We start from the raw sequence: 22807 nt of genomic DNA on the forward strand, positions 1-22807 counted from the left end.
TGCGAGTATGGAAAGATAGTTTCAACCTGATGGCGGAAATTCGCGGAGAAAGGGTCAGTTTCAGCCGGAAGGACATCATTCCGCTGCACGAACTTCCCTCTGCACAGGCGGAAGATCCGATCATCGTCCATTGCCCGCCGCCGCCAAAACGCGTGAAGCGATTCGGCAGGACGGTCGTGCTGCTCCTGATGCTGGTGCTTGTCGCGCTCGGCAGCGCCGTCTTCGCGATCGAAGGCGGAGCAGTCGACGGAGCGCTTTCGACACGCGCCCAAAGCGCGCTCAACGACGCGATCGGCCCGCGTTATGCCGCATCGGTCGGTTCGACTGTCATCCGCTTCGATTCGGGTTTTCGTCTGGCCCTGGAGGCGCGCGACGTCGATATCGTTGAACAGGCAACGGGCAAACATTTGAGCCAGACGGGCGCCATGCGCATGGCGATCGATCCCCTGGCGCTTCTCGGTGGCCGGATCTCCATCAAGCAGATGGAGGCGGAAAACATCCACCTCAACACGGCGCAACTGCCGTCCGGCGATCCGCTGCCGCTGTCCGAGGTGCGGATCGACGCCATGCCCGCTCTGCTCGAACAGGCTTTTCAACGTCTCGACGAGGCGCGTGGTCTCATCGAGCGCACAGGCACGGGTTCTGTTCGTATCTCCGGCATCGAAATCCTGCTGCCTGCCGCCCCGGGGCGGAAACCGATCATGCTGGTCGTCGATAATCTCGAGCTGACCCGCAGCATCGAGGGCGAGGTGGAGATCAATGGTGCGATCAGCCTCAATGGCCGCAAGGCCGTGCTGACGGCTGCGTCCAGGACCGTGGGAGGCGTCACCACATCCCTATCGGCGAAGTTAACGGGTCTCGAGGTCACGTCCTTCCTGCTGCAGCGAACCGAGGAGGGAGCGCCGCGCGAGGGGATCGAAGGTTCGCTCGATCTCGACCTTGCCGCCGTCCGCGCGCGCGAGACCACGAAGCCTGCCATCACCGCAACGCTTCGCCAGTCTCCGGGCTATTTCTATTTCGATGGCCTCCAGCAGACCTTTACCGGCGCCGTCATCAATATCGCCTATGATTTTGCCAAGGATTCGATCGAACTCCTGAAGTCGGAAGCCCGTTTCGGTCCTACGGTCCTGCCGTTCACGGGAGCGGTCATCGATCTCAACCGACTGAATCCGGACGATCAGCGGCTTGGCTTCGGCCTGGACCTTCTGATCAGCAGCGGCACGGCCGTGGGAGCGACCGAAAGCGAACAGCCTGCACAGTTCGATCTCAAGGCGACGGGTCGATACCTCTCGGCTGATCGCGAGCTTCAATTCGATGAAATGGGTGTTTCCAGCCCTCTTGGACGGATGGCCGGAGCTTTGAAAATCCGGTTCGGCGATCAATCGCCGGAAATCAGCTTCGGTGCACAGCTGCCGAACATGGAAGTGACCGGCGTCAAGCAACTCTGGCCCTTCTGGATGGCGCGCAAGCCGCGCGATTGGATCATGGGCAATATGTTCGGCGGGACCGTGACCAATGGCTCGATTGCCGTCTTCATTCCGGCAGGCCGTATGAAAGGCCCTGGCATTCCGATGGAGCTCGACGGGAACGAGCTGCAGATCAGTTTCGATGTTGCCAATGCCCGGATCAACCTCCCCGGCGACATCCCACCGCTCCGTGACATCGAGGGCCGTTTCGATCTGAAAGGACAGGTGCTCCAGTTCGATATCGCCCATGCGGCGTCATTCTTTCCGTCGGGGCGGTCCGTCTCGGTGGAGAATGGCCGTTTCTCCATTCCCGCCACTTATGACAAGCCCTTGATGGCTGATCTTTCGCTGAGACTTGCAGGACCTGCGGACGCAGTGGCGGAACTTGCGAATTTCCGACCGATCAACGCTCTTAGGGGGACAGAGTTCAAACCGGAAGATTTCTCCGGCAATGCCCGGCTCGATCTCAAGGCGCGCATGGGTCTGATTAACGCCCAGAATCCCCCCAAGCCAACCTGGAACGCCCATGTCGAACTCGATGACGTCGATCTCGGCACCGAGTTTTCCGGTCGCAAGATCGGCGCGCTGAACGGAACGCTGGATATCGACACGCAAGCCGCTCGGCTTGCCGCCAGGGGTGAGATCGACGACGTGCCGGCGGATATCACGGTCGTTGAGCCGGTTGATGGCGCATCACCCGTCAAACGCGAGCGGATTATCAAGACGGTGCTCAACAACGACCAGCGAGAGAAGCTGGTTCCGGGACTTTCCGAGATAATCGACGGGACGATCTCTGCGCATTGGATCTGGGTTGATGAAGCCCGCCAGACCGTGGCGCTCGACTTGAGTCGCGCGGCTCTCTCCGTTCCGTGGCTTGGATGGACGAAGGGCGGCGGCATTCCGGCCAAGGCTCAATTCGAGCTTTCCGGAGAGGGGGCTCGCACCGACATCCGCAATTTCGAGCTATCCGGTGATGGTTTTGGCGCGCGGGGAAGCCTGGTGCTCAATAGTGACGAGCTTACTTCGGCCGAGTTCTCCCGTGTCCAGCTTTCGCCTGCGGACAATTATGCGGTCGCCGTGAAGAAAGCGAAGAGCAATTTCGACATATCGATCACCGGTTCCGTAATGGATATGCGGCCGGTCATCACCAGGCTGAGGGCAGAGGAAAAGGGAAAAGGTGGTGGCGGTCGCGACGACGATGACGTAACGGTGCGAGCCAAACTCGACCGCATGATCGGCTTCAACGACCAGACGTTGACCAACGTGTCGCTGTTGGTTTCCAGGCGCGACGGCGATGTCACGACTGCTGATTTCTCTGCCGCGACGGGTAGCGGCCAAGCGGTGATCAGCGAGATGAATGGCGGCAATACGGTCTCCATCACCAGCGGAGATGCAGGCGCGGTGATCCGCTTTACGGATCTTTACGACAACATGCGCGGCGGGCTCCTGAACCTGCGGCTGAAGGCGAATGGTAACGCCTGGACGGGATCTATCGATCTGCGCAACTTTTCGCTCGTCAACGAATCGAAGCTCCAGTCTCTGGTCTCGACACCGGATCAGGAAGGGCGGAGCCTGAGCACCGCGACGAAGCGTAATATCGACGTCACCTCGGCCAAATTCCAGCGTGGTTTTGCGAGCCTTCTTTACCGCGACGGGGCTTTCGCCGTCGAGAACGGCGTGGTGCGCGGCGAACAGATCGGCGCGACCTTCCAGGGACTTGTGCGCGATTCCAGAGGCAATATGAACATGACCGGAACGTTCATGCCCGCCTATGGATTGAACCGTCTCTTCGGCGAACTCCCCTTGATCGGTGCCATTCTCGGCAACGGCCGTGATCGCGGCCTGCTCGGCATTACCTTCAAGCTGGAAGGCCCGTTCGACAAGCCGAAGCTCACCGTTAACCCGCTGTCGCTGATCGCTCCCGGCATTTTCCGGCAGATCTTCGAGTTTCAATAGAAAAAGGGCCGCAGACGCGGCCCAGTTTTGTTTGCAAATCGCAGGACTGGATCAGACCGGGCGCACCAGGATGTGCTTCTTCTTGCCGAGCGAAAGTTTGATGACGCCGTCGCCGGTGATCTCGCCTGCACCCACCGTCTTGCGTTCGTCGGTAACGGACTGATCGTTGAGGCGCACCGCGCCACCCTGGACATGTCGGCGGGCTTCGCCGTTCGAGGCGGCGAGGCCGGCACGTACCATCAGCGACAGGAGGCCGACGCCGGCATCGAGCTCGGTGGCTGGAACCTCGACGGATGGCAGGTTTTCGGAAAGTCCGCCTTCCTCGAACGTGGTCCGCGCGGTTTCCGCAGCAGCTTCCGCCGCTTCCCGGCCATGCACGATGGCGGTCGCCTCGGTTGCCAGGATCTTCTTCGCTTCGTTGATTTCCGAACCTGCGAGCGCCGCGAGCCGGGCGATCTCGTCAAGCGGCAGGCGCGTGAAGATCTTCAGGAAGCGGATGACGTCCGCGTCCTCCGTATTGCGCCAATACTGCCAGAACTCGTAAGGGCTGAAGACATCTTCGTTGAGCCAGACGGCGCCGGAAGCGGTCTTGCCCATCTTGGCGCCGGAACTGGTCGTCAGGAGTGGTGTCGTCAGGGCGTAGAGCTGCGGTGTCCCCATGCGGTGACCGAGGTCGACGCCGTTGATGATATTGCCCCATTGATCCGAGCCGCCCATCTGTAGGCGGCAGCCGTAACGCCGGCTGAGCTCGACGAAGTCGTAGCCCTGCATGATCATGTAGTTGAATTCGAGGAAGGAGAGCGACTGCTCCCGGTCGAGCCTGAGCTTGACGCTGTCAAAGGAGAGCATACGGTTGACCGAGAAATGCCGGCCTACGTCGCGCAGGAATTCCACGTAGTTCAGCTTCAGGAGCCAGTCGGCATTGTTGACCATGAAGGCATCCGTCGGGCCGTCTCCGAAGCGGAGGATGCGGGAGAATATCTTCTTGATGCCTTCGATATTGGTGGCGATCGCCTCTGGGGTCAGGAGCCTGCGCTGCTCGTCTCGGAACGAAGGGTCGCCCACCATCGAGGTGCCTCCGCCCATCAGCGCGATTGGCCGGTGGCCGGTCTCCTGCAGCCAGTAAAGCATCGTGGCAGAGATCAGGTTGCCGATATGGAGGCTCGTTGCGGTAGCGTCGTAGCCGACATAAGCCGTCACGGTTTCCTTCGAAAACAGTTCGTCGAGACCAGCCTCGTCGGAAATCTGGTGGATGAAACCACGCTCGTCGAGCGTGCGGAGGAAATCGGACTTGAACCTGGACATGATCAATCTCTGGCAGGGATGTGTTTTCGCTGTGTGGGGCGCGTCTAGCACTGTTTTTGCCCGCAATCACTTCAAAAGTGATGCTTGGAACGATCAATGCGAGGAATGGAAGGACCGCAACCAATACGGAGGCACGCAGGACACGCTGATTGTCGCTAATATTTTAGGTATTAACCGTTTCTTGTTCATGCGCATCTAACATCGGTCATGGAACACGGTAAACGGGTGGCGTGCAGCGATCTGCACTGAGGGTTGATGAACGGGGCGACCTTCTTCCTGGCGGTGAATTTTATCATCGCCATTTCCTTCTCGCTGGTCTTCGCGGTTGTATCGACTCGCAGCCGCTCCCGAAGTGCTGCGCTCTGGTTCGCGGCCGGCTTTGCGGTCGCTTCGCTCTCGGCGATCTGCGAGCTGCTGGTCGCCTACACCGCCCTGACCCGATTTTGGGCGATCGGCGCGTTCGCGACCGTGCTCGGCGGCATGATCCTGCTGAGGATCGGCATCGGGGACCTGTATGGCCGGAAGAGCAATCTGCCTTTCGCAATCTGCTTCCTGGTTGCCTGTACGATTCTCGATGTCCTGATATACAACCTGCCGCGCGGGACTGTCCTGCATGCTTTCTCGTATCAGACGCCTTTCGCTTTGGTGGTCCTGGCCAGCGCATTTGCGGTTCTCTCCTCCGCGCGCCGGCTCGCGATCGATCGGGCGCTCGGCGGCCTGCTCCTCGTTACCGGCCTGCATTTCTTCGGCAAGGCCGGCATGGCGGTACTGGCGGGGGCGGGGACGACCGCCAAGGATTACATCCATACGAATTATGCGCTGATCTCGCAAAGCTCGACCGCCGTGCTGATGGTCGCGGTCGGGCTGACGCTGCTTTCGGTTCTGGTGCTGGAAATCATGGCCGACGAGCGCAGCAATTCGGAACAGGATGCCCTATCCGGTCTTGCCAATCGCCGCGGTTTCGAGAATGGCGTGAAGGCGGCGATCTCGATGGCGCCGAATGTCCGGCACGCGGTAATCATTTGTGATCTCGACCACTTCAAGAGCATCAACGACACCTACGGTCACCATGGTGGTGATCTGGTGATCCGTGCTTTCGGTGAACTTTTAAAGACGAGCGCAACAAAGACGACGACCATCGTCGGCCGCATCGGCGGAGAGGAGTTCGGTGTCTTCATGCCGAATACGACGATAGAGACAGCGCTGATTTTTGCGCAGGCGCTTCGAGCCGGGACGATGGGGATCCGCATCAGCGCCCTGCCACCGTCCTTTACCGTCACCGCCAGCTTCGGCGTCGCGGAGCTTGCTGCGGGAGGCGAACTCGCCGACGCGATGCGCAATGCCGATGCAGCTCTCTACGAGGCGAAACGCACCGGCCGCAATTGCGTCAAGCAAGCGCATCCGGGGTTTCCGCCTTCTGGATCGATCAGGGTCGTGAAATGAAAACGGCCGCCGGGGCAGCCGTCTGACAAGAGCACAGGGAACGACTCAGCGGATGCGTTTGGCGGCCGGTTCCGGCACCAGTTCCCCATTGAGACGACGGTCGAGATAGTCTTCGCATTCCGCCATGAGGGCTTCCACCTGGCCGTTGAAGAAGTGGTTGGCGCCTTCGACGGTTCGGTGGGTGATCAGGATTCCCTTCTGGGTCTTCAGCTTTTCGACAAGGCCGTTGACATCCTTTTCCGGTGCGACCTTATCGGCATCCCCATTGATGATGAGGCCCGACGAAGGGCAAGGCGCAAGAAAGGCGAAATCGTAGATGTTCGGTTGCGGCGCGATCGACATGAATCCTTCGATCTCCGGGCGGCGCATCAGAAGTTGCATGCCGATCCAGGCCCCGAAGGAATAACCTGCAACCCAACAGCTCTTGGAATCGGGATGCAGGCTCTGCACCCAGTCGAGCGCGGAAGCCGCGTCGGAAAGCTCGCCGGCGCCATGGTCGAACTCGCCCTGGCTGCGCCCGATGCCACGGAAATTGAACCGGAGCGTCGTGAAGCCGCGTTTCTGGAACATATAGAAGAGTTGGTAGACGATCTGATTGTTCATCGTGCCGCCGAACTGCGGATGCGGATGAAGGATGATGGCGATCGGGGCGCTCTTTTCCTTGGACGGCTGATAGCGACCTTCCAGGCGGCCGGCGGGGCCGTTGAAAATGACTTCGGGCATTGGTACTCCGGTCAACGTGCTCTGGTTCCGAACAGGTCGTCATCACGTCGAGTTTGACTTGACGAAGTCGCTCAGCTTTTCTACAACTCAGTTTAGAACCATTCGAAACTTTGGGCGCCAATCGAAATGGAGCCCGATGCGATGTCTCATAAGGCAAGGCTGGCGGAAATTTCAACAAAAATGCGGAATTCTCCGCATTCGTGAGATTTGACTGCTATCTAGGAACGGAAATCGATCAGGCAATGGCGCCAAACCGCACATATCTGGACTGGAACGCGACCGCACCTTTGAGTGCGCCGGCCCGCGCTGCCATGTTGGATGCGTTGCGGTTGCCCGGCAATGCGTCGTCCGTGCATGGCGAGGGCAGGGCGGCCCGCGGCGCGCTGGAGACGGCACGGCGGCAGGTTGCGGCTCTCGTGGGTGCCGAGGCGCCGCATGTGACCTTCGTGAGCGGAGCGACGGAAGCGGCCAATCATGTGCTGACGCCCGAATTCCGGATGGGCCGCGCTCCGTTGACGGTCAGCCGGCTCTATGTTTCGGCGATCGAGCATCCGGCGATCCGTGAAGGCGGGCGTCTCGACCCGGAGCGGGTCACGGAGGTGCCGGTCAATCGCGATGGGATCGTCGATCTGGCGGCGCTCGAGAACCTGCTCGCCGGCCATGATCGCAGTGCCGGCCTGCCGATGGTGGCTGTGATGCTGGCCAACAACGAGACGGGCATCATCCAGCCGGTGGCGGAAGCCGCCGCGATTGCCCATGCGCATGGCGGGCTGATGGTGGTGGATGCCGTGCAGGCGGTCGGCCGCGTGCCCGTCGATATCAATGCCCTGGATGCCGACTTCCTGATCCTCTCGTCCCACAAGATTGGCGGCCCGAAGGGCGTCGGTGCACTGGTCTCGCGCGGCGAGGTGCTGATGCCGAAGCCGCTGATCCGCGGCGGCGGACAGGAGAAGGGCCATCGTTCCGGCACCGAGAATTTTCATGCCATCGTCGGCTTTGGTGCGGCGGCGGCAGCGGCACTCGAAAATCTCGAAGAGCGCAACGCCGCAATCGCTGGTCTGCGTGACCGGCTGGAGGCGGGCATGCGTCAGGCGGCGCCGGACGCCATCATCCATGGCGAAACAGTCCCGCGTGTGGCGAATACCTGCTTCTTCACTTTGCCGGGTCTGAAGTCCGAAACCGGACAGATCGCCTTCGATCTCGAAGGCATCGCGCTGTCGGCCGGCTCTGCATGCTCTTCGGGAAAAGTGGGCGAAAGCCACGTACTGAGCGCGATGGGGTACGATCCCAACCTCGGCGCGCTCAGGATTTCGCTCGGGCCTGATACGACCGACGAAGACATCTCGCGGACGCTTGCGGCTTTCGCCAAGATTGCCGGCCGCCGGAGGCCGACGGGCGAAGCGGCCTGATTTTGTCGAATTTGCGGAAACGCAAATTTCCGCTTGCCAAAAGGTGTGAAAACAGCCTTTTGGCCACTACATAGGGGAGGCGTTTGTCCCCCCGGAATGCTGACAAGAATTGCCGGAATTTGAACCGGCAAGAATTGGAGAATGATATGCCTGCCGTCCAGGAAACAGTCGATCAGGTCCGCCGGATCGATATCGACCAGTATAAATACGGTTTCGAGACCGTCATCGAAGTGGACAAGGCTCCCAAAGGTCTTTCGGAAGAGATCATTCGCTTCATTTCGGCCAAGAAGCAGGAGCCGGATTGGATGCTGGAATGGCGTCTCGACGCCTATCGCCGCTGGCTTACGATGGAAGAACCGACCTGGGCGCGCGTCGACTATCCGAAGATCGATTTCAATGACCTCTACTATTACGCGGCGCCGAAGAAGTTTGGCGGTCCGAAGTCGCTCGACGAAGTCGATCCGGAGCTTCTGAAGACCTACGAGAAGCTCGGCATTCCGCTCAAGGAGCAGGAGATACTCGCCGGCGTCGAGAAGCCGAGAGTGGCCGTCGACGCGGTCTTCGATTCGGTGTCGGTCGTCACCACGTTCAAGGAAGAGCTGAAGAAGGCCGGCGTGATCTTCATGTCGATTTCCGAAGCCATTCGCGAACATCCCGATCTGGTCCGCAAGTATCTCGGTTCCGTCGTTCCTGCCACCGACAATTTCTATGCGACGCTGAACTCGGCAGTCTTCACCGACGGGTCCTTCGTATTCGTGCCGAAGGGCGTCCGGTGCCCGATGGAACTTTCCACCTATTTCCGCATCAACGAGAAGAATACCGGCCAGTTCGAGCGCACGCTGATCATTGCCGAGGAAGGTGCTTACGTCTCCTACCTTGAAGGCTGCACGGCACCGCAGCGCGATGAGAATCAGCTTCATGCCGCTGTTGTCGAGCTCGTGGCGCTCGATGATGCCGAGATCAAGTATTCGACCGTCCAGAACTGGTTCCCGGGCGATGCCGAAGGCAAAGGCGGCATCTACAACTTCGTCACCAAGCGCGGCGATTGCCGCGGTGCGCGCTCCAAGATTTCCTGGACCCAGGTGGAAACCGGCTCGGCGATCACCTGGAAATATCCGAGCTGCATCCTGCGTGGCGACGACAGCCGTGGGGAGTTCTATTCGATCGCCGTATCCAACGGCCATCAGCAGATCGATAGCGGCACCAAGATGATCCACCTCGGCAAGAATACGTCGAGCCGCATCATCTCCAAGGGTATTTCCGCCGGCAAGTCGAACAACACCTATCGCGGCCAGGTGTCGATCCATCGCCGCGCCGAGAATGCCCGCAACTTTACAAACTGCGACTCGCTGCTGATCGGCGACAAGTGCGGTGCGCATACGGTGCCCTATATCGACGTGAAGAACGCCTCCGCGCAAATCGAGCACGAGGCGACGACGTCGAAGATTTCCGACGACCAGAAGTTCTACGTGATGCAGCGCGGCATTCCGGAAGAGGAAGCGATCGCGCTGATCGTCAACGGCTTCGTCAAGGACGTCATCCAGGAACTGCCGATGGAGTTTGCCGTCGAAGCCCAGAAGCTGATCGGCATTTCGCTCGAAGGCTCCGTGGGCTGATGGCCCGCTGTCTGAATATCGCGCATTGACGCGTCACCGAATAAGTCCGGAAGGATAAGAATTATGCTTGAGATCAAGAACCTGCACGCACGCATCGCCGAAGACGGCACCGAGATCATCCGCGGCCTGAACCTCACCGTGAAGCCCGGCGAGATCGCCGCCATCATGGGGCCGAACGGCTCCGGCAAGTCGACGCTCTCCTACATCTTGTCGGGTCGCGAGGACTACGAGGTCACCGAAGGCGACATCCTCTATAACGGCGAGAGCATCCTTGAACTCGATCCCGCCGAACGTGCCGCCAAGGGCATCTTCCTCGCGTTCCAATACCCGGTCGAAATCCCGGGCGTCGCCACCATGCAGTTCCTCAAGGTCGCGATGAACGAACAGCGCAAGGCGCGCGGCGAAGCCGAGCTGACGACGCCGGACTTCATACGTCGCGTCAAGGACGCTGCCGAGAAGCTGAAGATCGACCAGGCCATGCTGCGTCGTCCGCTGAATGTCGGTTTCTCCGGCGGCGAAAAGAAGCGCGCGGAAATCCTGCAGATGGCGCTGCTTGAGCCGAAGCTTTGCGTGTTGGACGAGACCGATTCCGGTCTGGACATCGATGCGCTGAAGATCGTCGCCGACGGTGTCAACGCGCTGAAGTCGCCGGACCGTGCGGTGATCGTCATCACCCATTACCAGCGCCTGCTTGATTATATCGTGCCCGACAGCGTGCATGTGCTTTACAAGGGGCAGATCATCCGCTCCGGCGACAAGGCGCTCGCGCTCGAACTGGAAGAGAATGGCTATGCCGACATCATTGGAGAAGCGGCCTAAGCGCGCGGGAAGGATGGTGTCATGAACATGCAGACGACAAACCAGCCTATTGCTCGGATGACGGTTGCGGAAACCGCTCTGGTTGAGGCCTTCGGCGCCCAGTTCGGCGAATTGCCGGGCAATGGCGCGGTCGCTGGCACGCGCGACCGGCTTCTGGACGATTTGAAGAAGGCCGGTCTTCCGACCCGCCGGATCGAGGCCTGGCACTATACGGACCTGAAAACCCTGTTGCGGGCGGTTCCCGAGGCAACGCCGGTCAGCGCGATCGATCCCATAGCGCCGCTGGTCGAGGGCTCGGTTGTCCTTTCGGTGCTGCAGGGGGACGCCGATGACGATGCTTCGGCCGACGGAATTGAGATTGCCCGCTTTAGGGACAAGCTCGCCGATGGTTCGGCCGTCGCCGGCCTGACGGCGCTCGACAGGGACGATGCCATCGGCCGCATCAACGGCAGCTTCGTACGTGACGGTTTTGCGATCTCGGTTCCTGCCAACGCGGAGCTGGAAGAGCCGATCGAACTGCAGGCCCTCCATGCAGGGGGGCAGATCCATACGCGTTTCCCGGTCTCCTTCGGTGCAGCCTCCAAGGCGACGATCATAGAGCGTCACCGGTCGGTGACGGATGATGCCGCGCTCGTGTCGTCGATCAGTGACATCGTGCTGGAGGATGGTGCGGAGATCACCTGGATCATCCTGCAGAGCCAGGGCGCTGCCGATACCCATCTCGGCCAGATTCGCGTCAAGCTCGGGACGAACGCGAAGCTGAAACTCTTCGTCGTCAATGCCGGCGGCAAGCTGGTGCGCCAGGAACTGCGCATCGACGTCGAAGGCGAGGGCGCCGATTTGACGCTGCGCGGCGTCAATCTGCTCGGCGGAGAAGGTCATACGGACGTGACGCTGGTTCTCGGCCATAACGTGCCGCACACCAACTCCACGGAAATCATCCGCAACGTCGTCTTAGATCGCGCCAGCGGCGCCTTCCAGGGCATGATCCGGGTTGCACCGGATGCCCAGAAGACCGACGCCAAGATGGCCTGCAACACGCTGCTGCTCTCGGACAATGGCGAGTTCTCGGCCAAGCCGGAGCTCGAAATCTTCGCCGACGACGTGGTCTGCGGCCATGGTGCGACAGTTGCGGACATCGACAGGAACCATCTGTTTTACATGATGGCGCGCGGCGTTCCGGAGAACAAGGCGCGGGCCATGCTGGTCCACGCCTTTGTGGCGGAGATCGTCGAGGAACTCGAGGACGAGAAGCTGGTCGAGGCACTGGAAGGCGTCATTTCGGCCTGGCTTGAAAGGCATGCCTGAGCGTGCTGACGGAGGGGCAATCTCTCCTCCGTCATCCTCGGGCTTGTCCCGAGGATCTAAGCCAGTTCAAGAACGTAGACGTGGATAGATCCTCGGGACAAGCCCGAGGATGACGTAGAGCAAGCGGCAACTGCTGCGAAACCAAAACATTCTGCGGTAGCTCCTTAGGGAGCGACATGAAAGGGTCTGAAAATGGACCAGACAACACCGGTTACCGCTTACGACGTCGAAGCGATCCGCCGGGATTTCCCGATCCTGTCGACCATGGTGCATGGCAAGCCTCTGGTGTACCTGGACAACGGCGCGTCGGCGCAGAAGCCGCAGGCGGTGATTGATGCGATCAGCCATGCCTATTCGCACGAATATGCCAATGTCCATCGTGGCCTGCATTTCCTTTCGAATGCTGCGACGGAGGCCTATGAGGCGGCGCGTGAAAAGGTGCGCCGTTTCCTGAATGCCGGGTCGGTCGACGAGATCGTCTTCACCAAGAACTCGACGGAGGCGATCAACACGGTCGCTTATGGCTGGGGCATGCCGAGGATCGGCGAGGGCGACGAGATCGTCGTCACCATCATGGAGCACCATTCCAATATCGTGCCCTGGCATTTCATCCGTGAACGGCAAGGCGCGAAGCTCGTCTGGGTGCCGGTCGATGACGAGGGCGCTTTCCACATCGAGGACTTCGAGAAGTCGCTGACCGAGAAGACCAAGCTCGTCGCGATTACCCATATGTCGAATGCGCTCGGAACGGTCGTCCCGGTCAAGGAGGTTTGCCGCATCGCGCACGAGCGGGGCATTCCGGTGCTGATCGACGGCAGCCAGGGGGCCGTGCATATGCCGGTCGATGTCCGTGATATCGATTGCGACTGGTATGTGATGACGGGACACAAGCTATACGGCCCGTCAGGCATCGGCGTGCTCTATGGCAAGATGGATCGCCTCAAGGAGATGCGGCCCTTCCAGGGTGGCGGCGAGATGATCTTCGAGGTGACCGAGGACAACGTCACCTATAACGACCCGCCGCACCGTTTCGAGGCCGGCACCCCGCCGATCGTCCAGGCGATCGGGCTCGGTTATGCTCTCGATTACATGGACAAGATCGGCCGCGCGGCAATTGCCCGCCACGAGGCGGATCTCGCAGCCTATGCGGCCGAGCGGCTTCGGGCGATCAACTCGCTCAGGATCATCGGCGATGCGCCGGGCAAGGGCAGCATCTTCTCCTTCGAGCTTGCCGGCATCCATGCCCATGACGTGTCGATGGTGATCGACCGCAGAGGTATCGCCGTGCGTGCCGGCACCCATTGCGCCATGCCGCTCTTGAAACGCTTCGGCGTGACCTCCACATGCCGGGCATCGTTCGGCATGTACAACACGCGTGCCGAAGTGGACGCGCTTGCGGATGCGCTGGAATACGCGCGTAATTTCTTTGCCTGAGGATTTTGTCATGGCTGTCGATGAGACGGAACTGAAATGGGATGCCCGCGAGGGGATTATCCAGTCCGCTATTCCTGCCGACGAGCTCGCCCGCCTCGGCGACGACATCATTGCCGCGCTGAAGACCGTGTATGATCCGGAAATCCCGGCTGACATCTTCGAACTCGGCCTCGTCTACAAGATCGACATCGAAGACGACCGCATGGTGAAGATCGTCATGACGCTGACCGCTCCCGGTTGCCCCGTAGCCGGCGAGATGCCTGGTTGGGTCGAGAATGCAGTCGGCGCCGTGGAGGGGGTCTCCGGAGTAGAGGTTGAAATGACCTTCGATCCGCCGTGGACGCCGGAACGGATGTCCGAAGAAGCTCAGGTTGCCGTGGGTTGGTATTGATCCGTTTACGGCAGGACATTACATTTGAATCGTGAAGCGCCGGACCTTGAATCCGGTTGTGGAAGGAGAAAAAGGCCCATGGGCTTTGCAGTGATGACAATGACCGATGCCGCAGCGGCGCGCGTCAAGCAGATCGTGGCCAATTCCGGGGCGGATGCGAAAGGTGTTCGCGTCGGGATCAAGAAGGGCGGCTGCGCCGGCATGGAATATACGATCGATCTCGTCACCGAACCCAATGCCAAGGACGATCTGATCGAGCGGGATGGCGCCAAGGTCTGGATCGAACCGTCTGCGGTCCTCTATCTCCTGGGCACCGAAATGGATTTCGAAGTCACGAAGATGCGGTCCGGCTTCACCTTCGTCAATCCCAACCAGACATCCGCCTGCGGCTGCGGCGAGTCCGTCGAGCTGAAGCCGGCGGATCTGGCCGCGCTTGCAAAGCAGCGCGAGGCCGAGGCCCACGTCTGATCCACTCATGAATTATCGAGATAGGCGAGGAGCGTTTCCATTGCCTGTCGCGCGCCGTTGATGTCACGCGCCTGTATGGCGCGAATGACGGCGATATGTCGTGCTGCCGATTGATCCATACGATGGGCAGAGGCCTTTGAGAACCATAACCGTCGCGAATGCGTCTGAAGCGGTGCCAGGGCCGAAACCAGGAAGCGATTGGGGCAGGCCTCCTCGAAGATCTCATCGAAACGCCTGTCGGCCTCCAGAAAACCCAAAATGTCGCCTGTGTCGGAAGCCGCACTCATCGCCTTGGCGCAATCCACCAAGGCGGAGCGCTGCTCCTCATTCGCATATTCCGCCACGAGGGCAGCGGCAAGAGGTTCGAGCTGCCGGCGCACCTGCATGATGCCTTGATGATCGCCGGGGACGATCTCGGCGATTTGCAGTCCGACGCGCGGCCGCACCCGGATCAGCCCCTGCCATTCGAGCTTCTGAATCGCTTCGCGAACCGGGGTGCGGCCCGGGCCGGCAAGCGCGATCAATTGCCTCTCCGTCACGGGAACTCCCGGCTTCAGTTTCAGCGTCACGATCAGGTTCTCCAGCCGCCGATAGGCCTGCCGGCTGAGGGATTCCGCCTCGGATGACATCATGTTGGTCTCTCCCCGGGCAATCGCGGTAGACCGGCACCGTGACGAAGCTCGGTCGGAACCGCTATTCATGTCGGAGAGCTTCGATCGGGTTAAGCTGAGCCGCACGGCGGGCAGGGAAGTAACCGAAAATCATGCCGATTGCGGCCGAGAAGACAAATGCAAGCGCAATGATCGTCGGGCTCGTTACGAAGGGCACCTGGAGATAGCTGACGACGCCGAAGGCGAGAGCCAATCCTGTCATAATGCCCGTGACGCCCCCGAAAATCGACAGCATGACGGCCTCGACGAGGAACTGGGTGAGCACCTGTCCTTCCAGCGCGCCGATCGCCAGTCGGATGCCGATTTCGCGCGTGCGCTCCGTCACCGAAACGAGCATGATGTTCATGATGCCGATGCCGCCGACGAGCAGGCTGACAGCCGCCACTGCCCCGAGCAAACCCGTCAGCAGCACCGTGGTGCCGGTCATCGCCGCGGCGATCTGCGACATGTCGTTGACCGAGAAATCGTCCTCGCGGCCGATCGCGATGCGCCGCCGCTCGCGCAGCAGGCTTTCCACGTCAGACTGCACCTTCGACGTCGCGACGCCGTCCTGAGCGGAGAGAATGATGCTGCTGATCGTCGTTGTCCCGCCGATCCGCCGCTGGTGCAGCTTCAGCGGCATGATCACCGTGTCGTCCTGGTCGTCACCCATGCCCGACTGACCCTTGACGGCAAGTACCCCGATGACCGGGCAGGCGATGTTGCTGACGCGAATGTTCTGGCCGACCGGGTTGGCTGCGCCAAAAAGCTCCTTGCGCACTGTTTCGCCGATAATGCAGGCGGCATGGCTGCCACGGTCTTCGTTTGGCAGGAAGTTGCGACCGAACGCGAGGTCCCAGTCCTGCGCGATCAGGTAATCATTGGTGGTGCCGATGGCGCTGGTCGAATGGTTGGCTCCGCCGGCAATCACGGTCGCCGTGCCACGGTTTACCGGAGCAACGGCCCTCAGACCGGTCACCTGTTCCCGGATCGCCTGCACATCCTTGTCGGTAAAACGCTTGGCCTCGGTGCTTACCCGTCCCGGCCCCCATTGGCCGGGTCGGACGAACAGCGTGTTGGTGCCGAGACGCGAAAGCTCGTTCTGAACGCGTGCCGTCGTGCCGTTGCCAACCGTCACCATCGCAATCACGGCAGCGACGCCGATAACGACTCCGAGCACGGTGAGGAATGAGCGCAGCATGTTGCGGCTGATCGCGCGCCAGGCGAGTTTTGCGGTTTCAAAGAACATGATCCGGCTCCTTCACCCGCACTTGATCCGAGGCAAGCCGGCCGTCGACGAAACGCAGGAGGCGTTTGCCATAGGCAGCAATGTCTTCCTCATGGGTGACCATGATGACGGTGATGCCGTTCTCGCGATTGAGCCGGGTGATCAGTTCCATGATCTCGGAGCTGGTCCTGGTGTCCAGATTGCCGGTCGGCTCGTCGGCAAGCAGGACGGCCGGATTGGTGACGATGGCGCGGGCGATCGCAACACGCTGCTGTTGACCGCCTGAGAGCTCCTGTGTCGTATGGCTTTCGCGGCCCTTCAGGCCGACCTGTTCCAGCGCGGCGAGCGCGAGCCGGCGGCGTTCACGGTGGTCTATGCCACGGTAGACGAGGGGCAGCTCTACATTCTCGACGGCGGACGTGCGGGCAAGCAGGTTGAAGCCCTGGAAGACGAAGCCCAGCATATGCCGTCGAAGCAGCGTGAGCTGCGAACGGTTGAAGCTGCTCGTCGGGATGCCCTGGAAGAAGTATTCGCCGGAGGAGGGTACGTCGAGCCCGCCTATGATGTTCATGGCCGTGGATTTGCCCGAGCCCGACGGCCCCATGATGGCCACGAATTCGCCCTGCGAGATCGAGAGATCGATATGGTCCAGCGCTCGGATCATAGCTTCGCCGCGGCCATAGAATTTGGAGACCTGTTTGAATGTAATGAGGGGAGGAAGCGTCATGGCCTTGCCCCTCAGTTGGCCCGAGCCACGGCATCCGTGATCAGCAGGTCGCCTTCCGTGATGTCGCCGGATTTCAGCACCGTGAACTGCCCGTCCGTCGGGCCGGTTTCCAGCTGGACACGCGTGGGGACGCCGGCACGCAGGACCCATACGGCACGGTTGGCCGCCGAAGCCTCATCGCTGCTGCGGTTTGTGCGCAGGCGCGGTGGTGAAAAGAGCCGGGTCAGGAAACTGCCGCGATTGCCGCTGGTGGTCGCGGGTGGCGAATAGCGCAGAGCCGCATTCGGCACGAGGAGTGCATCGGAGACGGATTCCACCGTAATGTCTGCGGTTGCCGTCATGCCGGGGCGCAACAGGAGGTCGGCATTGTCGACCGTCAGGATCGCCTTGTAGGTGACGACATTGGAGACGGTTTCGGATGCAAAGCGGACAGTCTCGATGGCGGCGGGAAAGCTGCGGTCCGGATAGGCGTCGACGGAGAATTTCGCGAGTTGGCTTTCCCTCACCTGGCCGACATCCGCCTCATCGACTGAGACTTGAAGTTCCATATGCCTCAGGTCTCCGGCGATGGTGAAGAGCACCGGCGCATTGAGCGAGGAGGCAACCGTCTGGCCGGGATCCACATCGCGGGTGAGCACCACGCCGTCGATCGGCGAGACGATCTTGAGTTTCGAGAGATTGACCTCCGCAAGCTGCAGGCTGGCTTCGGCGGACAGGACTGCGGCTTCGTTGACCGCCTTGGTCGCGACGGCAGCTTCATAAGCATATTGGGCGGCGTCCAGCTCCTGCTGGCTGGAAATGCGGTTGCTGACAAGGCCGGTCAGCCGGTCAAGCGTATTCTTGGCCGATGCGGCTTCCGCTTCTGCCTTGAGCACGCTCGCCTTTGCGGAGGCAAGCTGGGCGCGAGCGCTCTGAACATCGGCCTCCTGCTTGTTGGTGTCGAGTTCGGCGAGCACATCGCCCGTCTTCACCGGGCTGTTGTAGCTGACATTGACTTTGCGCACCGTGCCGGAGAGCTCGCTCGATATATCCACCTGGTCGGTCGGCTGGACGGAGCCGGTTGCAGTGACGATGACCGAAAGATCGCCGCGCTTCGCGGGCTGCGTCGTATAGTCGTATCGCGTCCCGTTGCTGCCGAAATAGGTATAGGCGCCGGCGGCAGCGATCAGAAGGACGATGGAAACGATTGGCCAGAAGAGCCAGCGGCGCTTCTTGCCGCTGCCCGACGCTGCCAGGATCGCGGCGAGATCGGGCGCATCGCTCGTCTTTACCGCTGGGTCGGGTGTCTTCTGCACGTTCAAGGTCAAGTCCCTCTTTGGATGATATATGGGACGGCCGTACGTGTCCGTCCCGCCGCCACACGGCGCGAATCCGCCGGAAGCGTGGTCGTCGCGGATTTCTCTATGCTTCCAATGACATGAAACGCGTGTAGGAGGAACTTAAATATCGGTAAGGTAGTTCTGCCTTGATCCGCATCAGACGGCGGCTCTTTTTCTGGGAACGTCGAAGCCGGCATCAATGCGGCTTCCGCGACGGCGACGCTGCCGTCTCGTTCGAAGAAGAACAGGGCGACAAATCGGTTCGTTAATGGAAAAGCCGGCATCTCGCGCGGGATGCCGGCTTTTTGTCGTTTTCAAATCTGTGATTATTGCACCGAGCCCGGGACGCCGAAACGTTCCGGCCATGGTCGGAACCTTTGGGTCAACCTCTCGTGAAGAAGGTCAGGCCGTCTCGCGGGCTGTTTTCAGTGCCGCCGCCCACCAGGCGAGGTCGTCCAGCATGGTCTTCACGCCTGGCTCGAGATGGGTGAGTTCCTTGATATCCTTGCCTTGCTGCCAGACTGCGAAGAAATCGGCACCCTGGATGTGCACGCCCGGGCGAGTCGGAACCATCTGTAGCTCGACGGCTATGTTGCGCAAATGCTCGACCGCACGTGCGCCTCCGACGCTGCCGTAGCCCACGGCCGCCGCCGGCTTGCGGTTCCATTCCTTGTAGGAGTAGTCGAGGGCATTCTTGAGTACGGCCGTGATCGAACGGTTGTATTCTGCCACGATAAAGATGTAGCCATCGAATTTGGCGACCTTCTTCTGCCAACGCTGACCGACTTCGTTTTCGGTTGGTACCCAGGCATTGGATGCCTTTTCATTGAAGAACGGCAGCGGGAAATCGCGCAAGTCGACGAGTTCGAATTCCATGTCCTCGCGCTGCGACGCAGTCTCGTAAATCCACTTGGCTGGCTTTTCTCCAAAACGGACGTCGCGCGTGCTCGTGATGATGATGGCAATCTTCGGCTTGGCCATAAAATTTTCTCGCTTTCGGGAAAGGGATTTGGATGGGACCGAAGCAATATGGTCGCAAGAAGAAAATGGTCAAGCCGGCCGGAGGGCTGCGACGGGGCGGCTGCGGGGTTCACGCGATCATGCTCGCCAAAACGGCTCAGTTCGTGGACGAGAGTTCTGTGGAGGGCGCCAGGATATCGGCGTTGCCGAGGGATTGGTCTGCATATTTGAATGCCAGGATGCTGAGCACCGAGGCGATGAGAACGACGAAAATGATCCGCATCAGGAACTCCTTCGCCCGCATAAACGGTGCCGGACATGTAGAGGTTCCTGGTTGGGTTTCAATAGAACGTGATGACCATTCATGGTCGGTGTGGACATAGCCCGATCCCGAAGACCGGGCTGTGCCATATGATGATGCGGGAGCTGGCGGTTTAGCTGACCGAGAAGGGGACCGCTACAAAGGTCTGGCTGTCGCCGCGCTGGATGAGAAGCAGGACCGATTTGCGACCGGCCTTGCCCGCATCAGCAACTGCTGCCTTGGCTTCCTTGGCTGACTTCACCGGCCGCTGGTTGACCGAGACGATGATGTCCCCGGGCTGCAGGCCGGCATCGGTTGCCGGCTTGTCGGGAGCGACGCTTTCGATCACCGCGCCGCTTTCCCGGCGCGGCAGGTTGAGCGCCTGGCGAACATCCGGGGTAATGTCGCCAAGGCCGACGCCGATCGTCGGAACGCGTTGTGCGGCCGGGCTCGACTTGTCGCCGTTATCGGCGGAGGCCTGCTGCTGGTCGTCCTGATTGCCGCCGATCGTGATGCGCAGGTCCCTGGTCTCGCCTTCGCGCCACACGGTGAGGCTTTCCCTGGCTCCTGGCGCGAGATCGGCGACCATGCGCGACAGGTCGCGGGGTGATTTGATCTCCTGCCCGCCGAGGGCCGTGATGACGTCGCCGGTCTCGATACCGGCCCGGGACGCCGGCGTGTCATCGCTCACATTGGCGACCAGCGCGCCTTCAGGCCTGCCAAGGCCGATGGCGCTCGCAACGTCCGCCGTTACCGGCTGGATCTGCACGCCGATGAAGCCATGCTCGATCGAGCCGTCCTTCATCAGCTTGGCGACGACCTTTTGCGCCTGATCGGAGGGAATCGCGAATCCGACGCCGACGCTACCGCCATTCGGCGAGTAGATAGCAGTGTTGATACCGATCACCTTGCCCTGGAGATCGACAAGCGGGCCACCGGAGTTTCCGTGATTGATCGGTGCGTCGATCTGGATGAAGTCATCGTAGGGACCGCTGTGCAGGTCACGGCCGCGGGCAGAGACGATGCCGGCGGTGACCGTCGTACCGATGCCGAAGGGATTGCCGATCGCAAGGATCTGATCGCCGGCATTGAGCCTGTCGGAATCACCCCAGGCAACGGTGGCAAGCGGCTTCGGCGCATTGATCTTGATGACGGCGAGATCGGATTTCGGGTCGGCGCCGACGAGCTTGGCGGGTAGTTCCGTGCCGTCGTCCAAGGTTACCCTGATGCTCGTCGCGCTGTCGATCACGTGATTGTTGGTGACGATATAGCCGTCTGCGGTGATGATAAAACCGGAACCGAGGGCCTCTGCATGCGGGGTCGGGCGTTGCGGCATCTGGCGCGGGATCGGAATGCCCTGCTGGCCGAAGAACTGCCTGAACTGCTCATCGAAGGGTGAAGCATCGCTGAATGGCGAATTGTCGCCAGTATCGGCATTCTGGGCTTTCATCACGGTGGTGATGGTGACGACGGCCGGCTTGTCGGCTGCGACGATCGGTGCGAAGGAACCGCCCGGGGCGACTGTGCCGGTAATCGGCGCAGTGTCGGTCGCGGCCTCGGCGGCGTTGAGGCCGAAGATGACGGGCATGGCAAGCGGAGCAACGGCAATGGCTGCACCAAGAAGGGCGGCGAGGCGGTGTTTGCGAAGGATATCGGACATGCTGGTTTTCCTTTCTGATTGATGGCTCCGGCCCCGCATTGATGACGGGTTCCGGGGCGAGGGGGATCGAAGCCGCGGACTAAGCCCGCGGCCGATCGGCTTTCGGTGAGGTCAGAAGAGAAGGAGAGCCAGGTAGACCACGGAATGGTCGTGCTCTTCGGAAGTTCAGTTCGGTGGATGGCGTAGCCGGATTGGTGGGCGACGATCTATCGACATGAACGAGCGCATGGCGCCTCCGTTCTTGATCAAAGAAGTTCAATCGGCTGTCTCATACCGTCGCGTCGCGGCATGTGCGGCCGCCGGCGGTATTCAGTCTTGCATTGAAAACTACGCCTCGAAGCCGCGATAGTCAGCTTAACAATTGATAAGGTTATAGACCGGCGACCTGCCGGATTTTCGGCCGAAACCTGAGTTTCGGGAGCGCGGAAAAATTAGAATAATTGATGTTTATCAATTGTTTACCCGCATCTTATTCACCGACGCGCGTCCGATGAAACCTGAATTCTTCGTAAGAATGATGTTTCTGCTGAGAAGATGAAGAATTTTTAAGGTGGTGAGAACGCAGGGATTCGAACCCTGGACCTACTGATTAAAAGTCAGTTGCTCTACCGGCTGAGCTACGCTCTCCCGTGGTGCGCTGCAGCGCGTCCTTGAAAGTGCGCGGAACATATGCAGGTGACCCGTTGCGGTCAACCCGCAAAAACAGCAAAAATGCGGCTTCTTGCCGCTTTTCCATGATGATGCGAAAAGGTGATTGGCATTCGCCGCCTTGAATCGCTACGTGAAGCGCAATGCCGGGTCTGAAAAGACTGCCATCCGGAGCCACACGTGTCGATTGCCGAAATATCATTGCTGAGTGCGCTTCTTGCCGGCGCGCTGTCGTTCCTTTCCCCTTGCGTGCTGCCGCTCGTGCCGCCCTATCTTTGTTATATGGCGGGTATTTCCGTTGAACAGTTCCGCGGCGGCGGTGCCGCGGTTGTCGAGTTCAGGAGCGGAACGCGCAGGGCGGTGCTGATGTCTGCGCTGTTCTTCACCCTGGGATTCGCAACCGTTTTCGTGGCGCTTGGGGCAGGGGCTTCGACGATCGGCGTACTGCTGCGCCAGCATCTGGACCTTCTCTCCAAGATCGGCGGCCTGATCATCATCGCCATGGGCCTCAACTTCCTCGGCGTCTTCCGAATCGGTTTCCTGGCCCGCGAGGCGCGCTTCCAGGGCGGCGGGCAGCCGGCAACTCTCTCGGGCGCCTATGTCATGGGGCTCGCCTTTGCCTTCGGATGGACGCCGTGTATAGGTCCGGTGCTCGGCGCCATTCTTGGTGTTGCCGCCTCGCGCGACACCGTAGGCGAGGGGGCTATGCTGCTTGCCATCTATTCGCTCGGCCTTGCCGTGCCCTTCTGGATCGCCGCCGGCTTTTCGGGAGCCTTCATGCGGTTCCTGACGCGCTTCCGCCGCCATCTCGGCACGGTCGAGAAAGTTATGGGCGTATTCCTGATCCTGACCGGTCTCGCTTTCATCTTCGGCTTCGTCAGTTCTGCCGCGATCTGGTTCCAGCAGACCTTTCCAATCCTCATGCAAATCGGCTAACGGGAATCTCCTTCCAACGCGACCCGGGACCTTGGGCTAG

Annotated in this window: 20 protein-coding genes and 1 tRNA gene; 11 read left to right on the top strand and 10 right to left on the bottom strand. The window is 60.6% G+C overall.

Annotation, left to right across the window (positions count from 1 at the left end):
- The first annotated feature begins 29 nt into the window (after positions 1-29).
- Entirely contained in the window at positions 30-3422 is a 3393-nt protein-coding gene (locus tag QEO92_RS09565; protein WP_037146781.1) for a YhdP family protein, read from the top strand.
- A gap of 51 nt (positions 3423-3473) precedes the next feature.
- Here QEO92_RS09565 and tyrS read toward each other — a convergent pair whose 3' ends face one another.
- On the bottom strand, positions 3474-4727 hold the full coding sequence (gene tyrS / locus QEO92_RS09570; protein ID WP_227702848.1) for a tyrosine--tRNA ligase: 1254 nt from the start codon (positions 4725-4727) through the stop codon (positions 3474-3476).
- On the opposite strand from tyrS, the gene QEO92_RS09575 reads away from it, so the two are divergent.
- The gene (locus QEO92_RS09575) at positions 4714-4926 is read left to right on the top strand and encodes a hypothetical protein (protein ID WP_227702849.1); all 213 of its coding nucleotides are present in this window, start codon (positions 4714-4716) and stop codon (positions 4924-4926) included. The two genes, tyrS and QEO92_RS09575, sit on opposite strands and share 14 nt — an antisense overlap.
- A gap of 56 nt (positions 4927-4982) precedes the next feature.
- On the top strand, positions 4983-6170 hold the full coding sequence (locus tag QEO92_RS09580; RefSeq protein WP_227702850.1) for a GGDEF domain-containing protein: 1188 nt from the start codon (positions 4983-4985) through the stop codon (positions 6168-6170).
- A gap of 45 nt (positions 6171-6215) precedes the next feature.
- Here the strand turns inward: QEO92_RS09580 and QEO92_RS09585 are convergent, their stop codons facing one another.
- Complete coding sequence (locus QEO92_RS09585) at positions 6216-6893, bottom strand: alpha/beta hydrolase (protein ID WP_037146789.1); 678 nt, start codon at positions 6891-6893, stop codon at positions 6216-6218.
- A 242-nt stretch (positions 6894-7135) separates the two neighbouring features.
- On the opposite strand from QEO92_RS09585, the gene QEO92_RS09590 reads away from it, so the two are divergent.
- From QEO92_RS09590 to sufA, 7 genes are all read left to right on the top strand, one after another.
- Complete coding sequence (locus QEO92_RS09590; RefSeq protein WP_227702851.1) at positions 7136-8302, top strand: cysteine desulfurase family protein; 1167 nt, start codon at positions 7136-7138, stop codon at positions 8300-8302.
- A gap of 146 nt (positions 8303-8448) precedes the next feature.
- On the top strand, positions 8449-9918 hold the full coding sequence (gene sufB / locus QEO92_RS09595) for a Fe-S cluster assembly protein SufB (RefSeq protein ID WP_227702852.1): 1470 nt from the start codon (positions 8449-8451) through the stop codon (positions 9916-9918).
- 63 nt (positions 9919-9981) lie between these two features.
- Positions 9982-10737, top strand: a complete 756-nt coding sequence (sufC, locus tag QEO92_RS09600) for a Fe-S cluster assembly ATPase SufC (protein WP_227702853.1) — start codon at positions 9982-9984, stop codon at positions 10735-10737.
- Positions 10738-10758: 21 nt separating this feature from the next.
- The gene (gene sufD, locus QEO92_RS09605; RefSeq protein ID WP_227702854.1) at positions 10759-12045 is read left to right on the top strand and encodes a Fe-S cluster assembly protein SufD; all 1287 of its coding nucleotides are present in this window, start codon (positions 10759-10761) and stop codon (positions 12043-12045) included.
- A gap of 192 nt (positions 12046-12237) precedes the next feature.
- Entirely contained in the window at positions 12238-13479 is a 1242-nt protein-coding gene (locus QEO92_RS09610) for a cysteine desulfurase (protein WP_227702855.1), read from the top strand.
- 10 nt (positions 13480-13489) lie between these two features.
- The gene (locus QEO92_RS09615) at positions 13490-13870 is read left to right on the top strand and encodes an SUF system Fe-S cluster assembly protein (protein ID WP_037146799.1); all 381 of its coding nucleotides are present in this window, start codon (positions 13490-13492) and stop codon (positions 13868-13870) included.
- Positions 13871-13948: 78 nt separating this feature from the next.
- Positions 13949-14338, top strand: a complete 390-nt coding sequence (gene sufA / locus QEO92_RS09620) for a Fe-S cluster assembly scaffold SufA (RefSeq protein WP_210055455.1) — start codon at positions 13949-13951, stop codon at positions 14336-14338.
- A gap of 5 nt (positions 14339-14343) precedes the next feature.
- Here the strand turns inward: sufA and QEO92_RS09625 are convergent, their stop codons facing one another.
- From QEO92_RS09625 to QEO92_RS09660, 8 genes are all read right to left on the bottom strand, one after another.
- On the bottom strand, positions 14344-14967 hold the full coding sequence (locus QEO92_RS09625) for a GntR family transcriptional regulator (RefSeq protein ID WP_227705124.1): 624 nt from the start codon (positions 14965-14967) through the stop codon (positions 14344-14346).
- A 64-nt stretch (positions 14968-15031) separates the two neighbouring features.
- Positions 15032-16237, bottom strand: coding sequence for an ABC transporter permease (locus QEO92_RS09630; protein ID WP_227702856.1), 1206 nt, complete (start codon positions 16235-16237; stop codon positions 15032-15034).
- Entirely contained in the window at positions 16227-16943 is a 717-nt protein-coding gene (locus QEO92_RS09635) for an ABC transporter ATP-binding protein (protein WP_227702857.1), read from the bottom strand. The genes QEO92_RS09630 and QEO92_RS09635 overlap by 11 nt, the downstream gene beginning before the upstream one ends.
- A gap of 11 nt (positions 16944-16954) precedes the next feature.
- Positions 16955-18244: an efflux RND transporter periplasmic adaptor subunit gene (locus QEO92_RS09640; RefSeq protein WP_265105681.1), complete on the bottom strand. Its 1290-nt coding sequence runs from the start codon at positions 18242-18244 to the stop codon at positions 16955-16957.
- 420 nt (positions 18245-18664) lie between these two features.
- Positions 18665-19243, bottom strand: a complete 579-nt coding sequence (locus tag QEO92_RS09645; protein ID WP_227702858.1) for an NADPH-dependent FMN reductase — start codon at positions 19241-19243, stop codon at positions 18665-18667.
- A gap of 136 nt (positions 19244-19379) precedes the next feature.
- Entirely contained in the window at positions 19380-19505 is a 126-nt protein-coding gene (locus QEO92_RS09650; protein ID WP_265105682.1) for a hypothetical protein, read from the bottom strand.
- Positions 19506-19656: 151 nt separating this feature from the next.
- Positions 19657-21183, bottom strand: coding sequence for a DegQ family serine endoprotease (locus QEO92_RS09655; protein WP_227702859.1), 1527 nt, complete (start codon positions 21181-21183; stop codon positions 19657-19659).
- Positions 21184-21734: 551 nt separating this feature from the next.
- Positions 21735-21810, bottom strand: a tRNA-Lys gene (locus QEO92_RS09660).
- A 201-nt stretch (positions 21811-22011) separates the two neighbouring features.
- Here QEO92_RS09660 and QEO92_RS09665 point away from each other — a divergent pair.
- On the top strand, positions 22012-22767 hold the full coding sequence (locus QEO92_RS09665; RefSeq protein ID WP_227702860.1) for a cytochrome c biogenesis CcdA family protein: 756 nt from the start codon (positions 22012-22014) through the stop codon (positions 22765-22767).
- Positions 22768-22807: the final 40 nt, after the last annotated feature.

This window comes from Neorhizobium petrolearium (genome assembly GCF_029854435.1).
GTDB classification, from domain to species: Bacteria; Pseudomonadota; Alphaproteobacteria; order Rhizobiales; family Rhizobiaceae; genus Neorhizobium; species Neorhizobium petrolearium.

Bases quoted from the DNA above. Each gene is read 5' to 3' on its own strand.
- QEO92_RS09565 (WP_037146781.1), top strand. From the start codon at position 30: ATGGCGGAAATTCGCGGAGAAAGGGTCAGTTTCAGCCGGAAGGACATC.
- tyrS (WP_227702848.1), bottom strand. From the start codon at position 4,727: ATGTCCAGGTTCAAGTCCGATTTCCTCCGCACGCTCGACGAGCGTGGT.
- QEO92_RS09580 (WP_227702850.1), top strand. From the start codon at position 4,983: ATGAACGGGGCGACCTTCTTCCTGGCGGTGAATTTTATCATCGCCATT.
- QEO92_RS09585 (WP_037146789.1), bottom strand. From the start codon at position 6,893: ATGCCCGAAGTCATTTTCAACGGCCCCGCCGGCCGCCTGGAAGGTCGC.
- QEO92_RS09590 (WP_227702851.1), top strand. From the start codon at position 7,136: ATGGCGCCAAACCGCACATATCTGGACTGGAACGCGACCGCACCTTTG.
- sufB (WP_227702852.1), top strand. From the start codon at position 8,449: ATGCCTGCCGTCCAGGAAACAGTCGATCAGGTCCGCCGGATCGATATC.
- sufC (WP_227702853.1), top strand. From the start codon at position 9,982: ATGCTTGAGATCAAGAACCTGCACGCACGCATCGCCGAAGACGGCACC.
- sufD (WP_227702854.1), top strand. From the start codon at position 10,759: ATGAACATGCAGACGACAAACCAGCCTATTGCTCGGATGACGGTTGCG.
- QEO92_RS09610 (WP_227702855.1), top strand. From the start codon at position 12,238: ATGGACCAGACAACACCGGTTACCGCTTACGACGTCGAAGCGATCCGC.
- QEO92_RS09615 (WP_037146799.1), top strand. From the start codon at position 13,490: ATGGCTGTCGATGAGACGGAACTGAAATGGGATGCCCGCGAGGGGATT.
- sufA (WP_210055455.1), top strand. From the start codon at position 13,949: ATGGGCTTTGCAGTGATGACAATGACCGATGCCGCAGCGGCGCGCGTC.
- QEO92_RS09625 (WP_227705124.1), bottom strand. From the start codon at position 14,967: ATGTCATCCGAGGCGGAATCCCTCAGCCGGCAGGCCTATCGGCGGCTG.
- QEO92_RS09630 (WP_227702856.1), bottom strand. From the start codon at position 16,237: ATGTTCTTTGAAACCGCAAAACTCGCCTGGCGCGCGATCAGCCGCAAC.
- QEO92_RS09635 (WP_227702857.1), bottom strand. From the start codon at position 16,943: ATGACGCTTCCTCCCCTCATTACATTCAAACAGGTCTCCAAATTCTAT.
- QEO92_RS09645 (WP_227702858.1), bottom strand. From the start codon at position 19,243: ATGGCCAAGCCGAAGATTGCCATCATCATCACGAGCACGCGCGACGTC.
- QEO92_RS09650 (WP_265105682.1), bottom strand. From the start codon at position 19,505: ATGCGGATCATTTTCGTCGTTCTCATCGCCTCGGTGCTCAGCATCCTG.
- QEO92_RS09655 (WP_227702859.1), bottom strand. From the start codon at position 21,183: ATGTCCGATATCCTTCGCAAACACCGCCTCGCCGCCCTTCTTGGTGCA.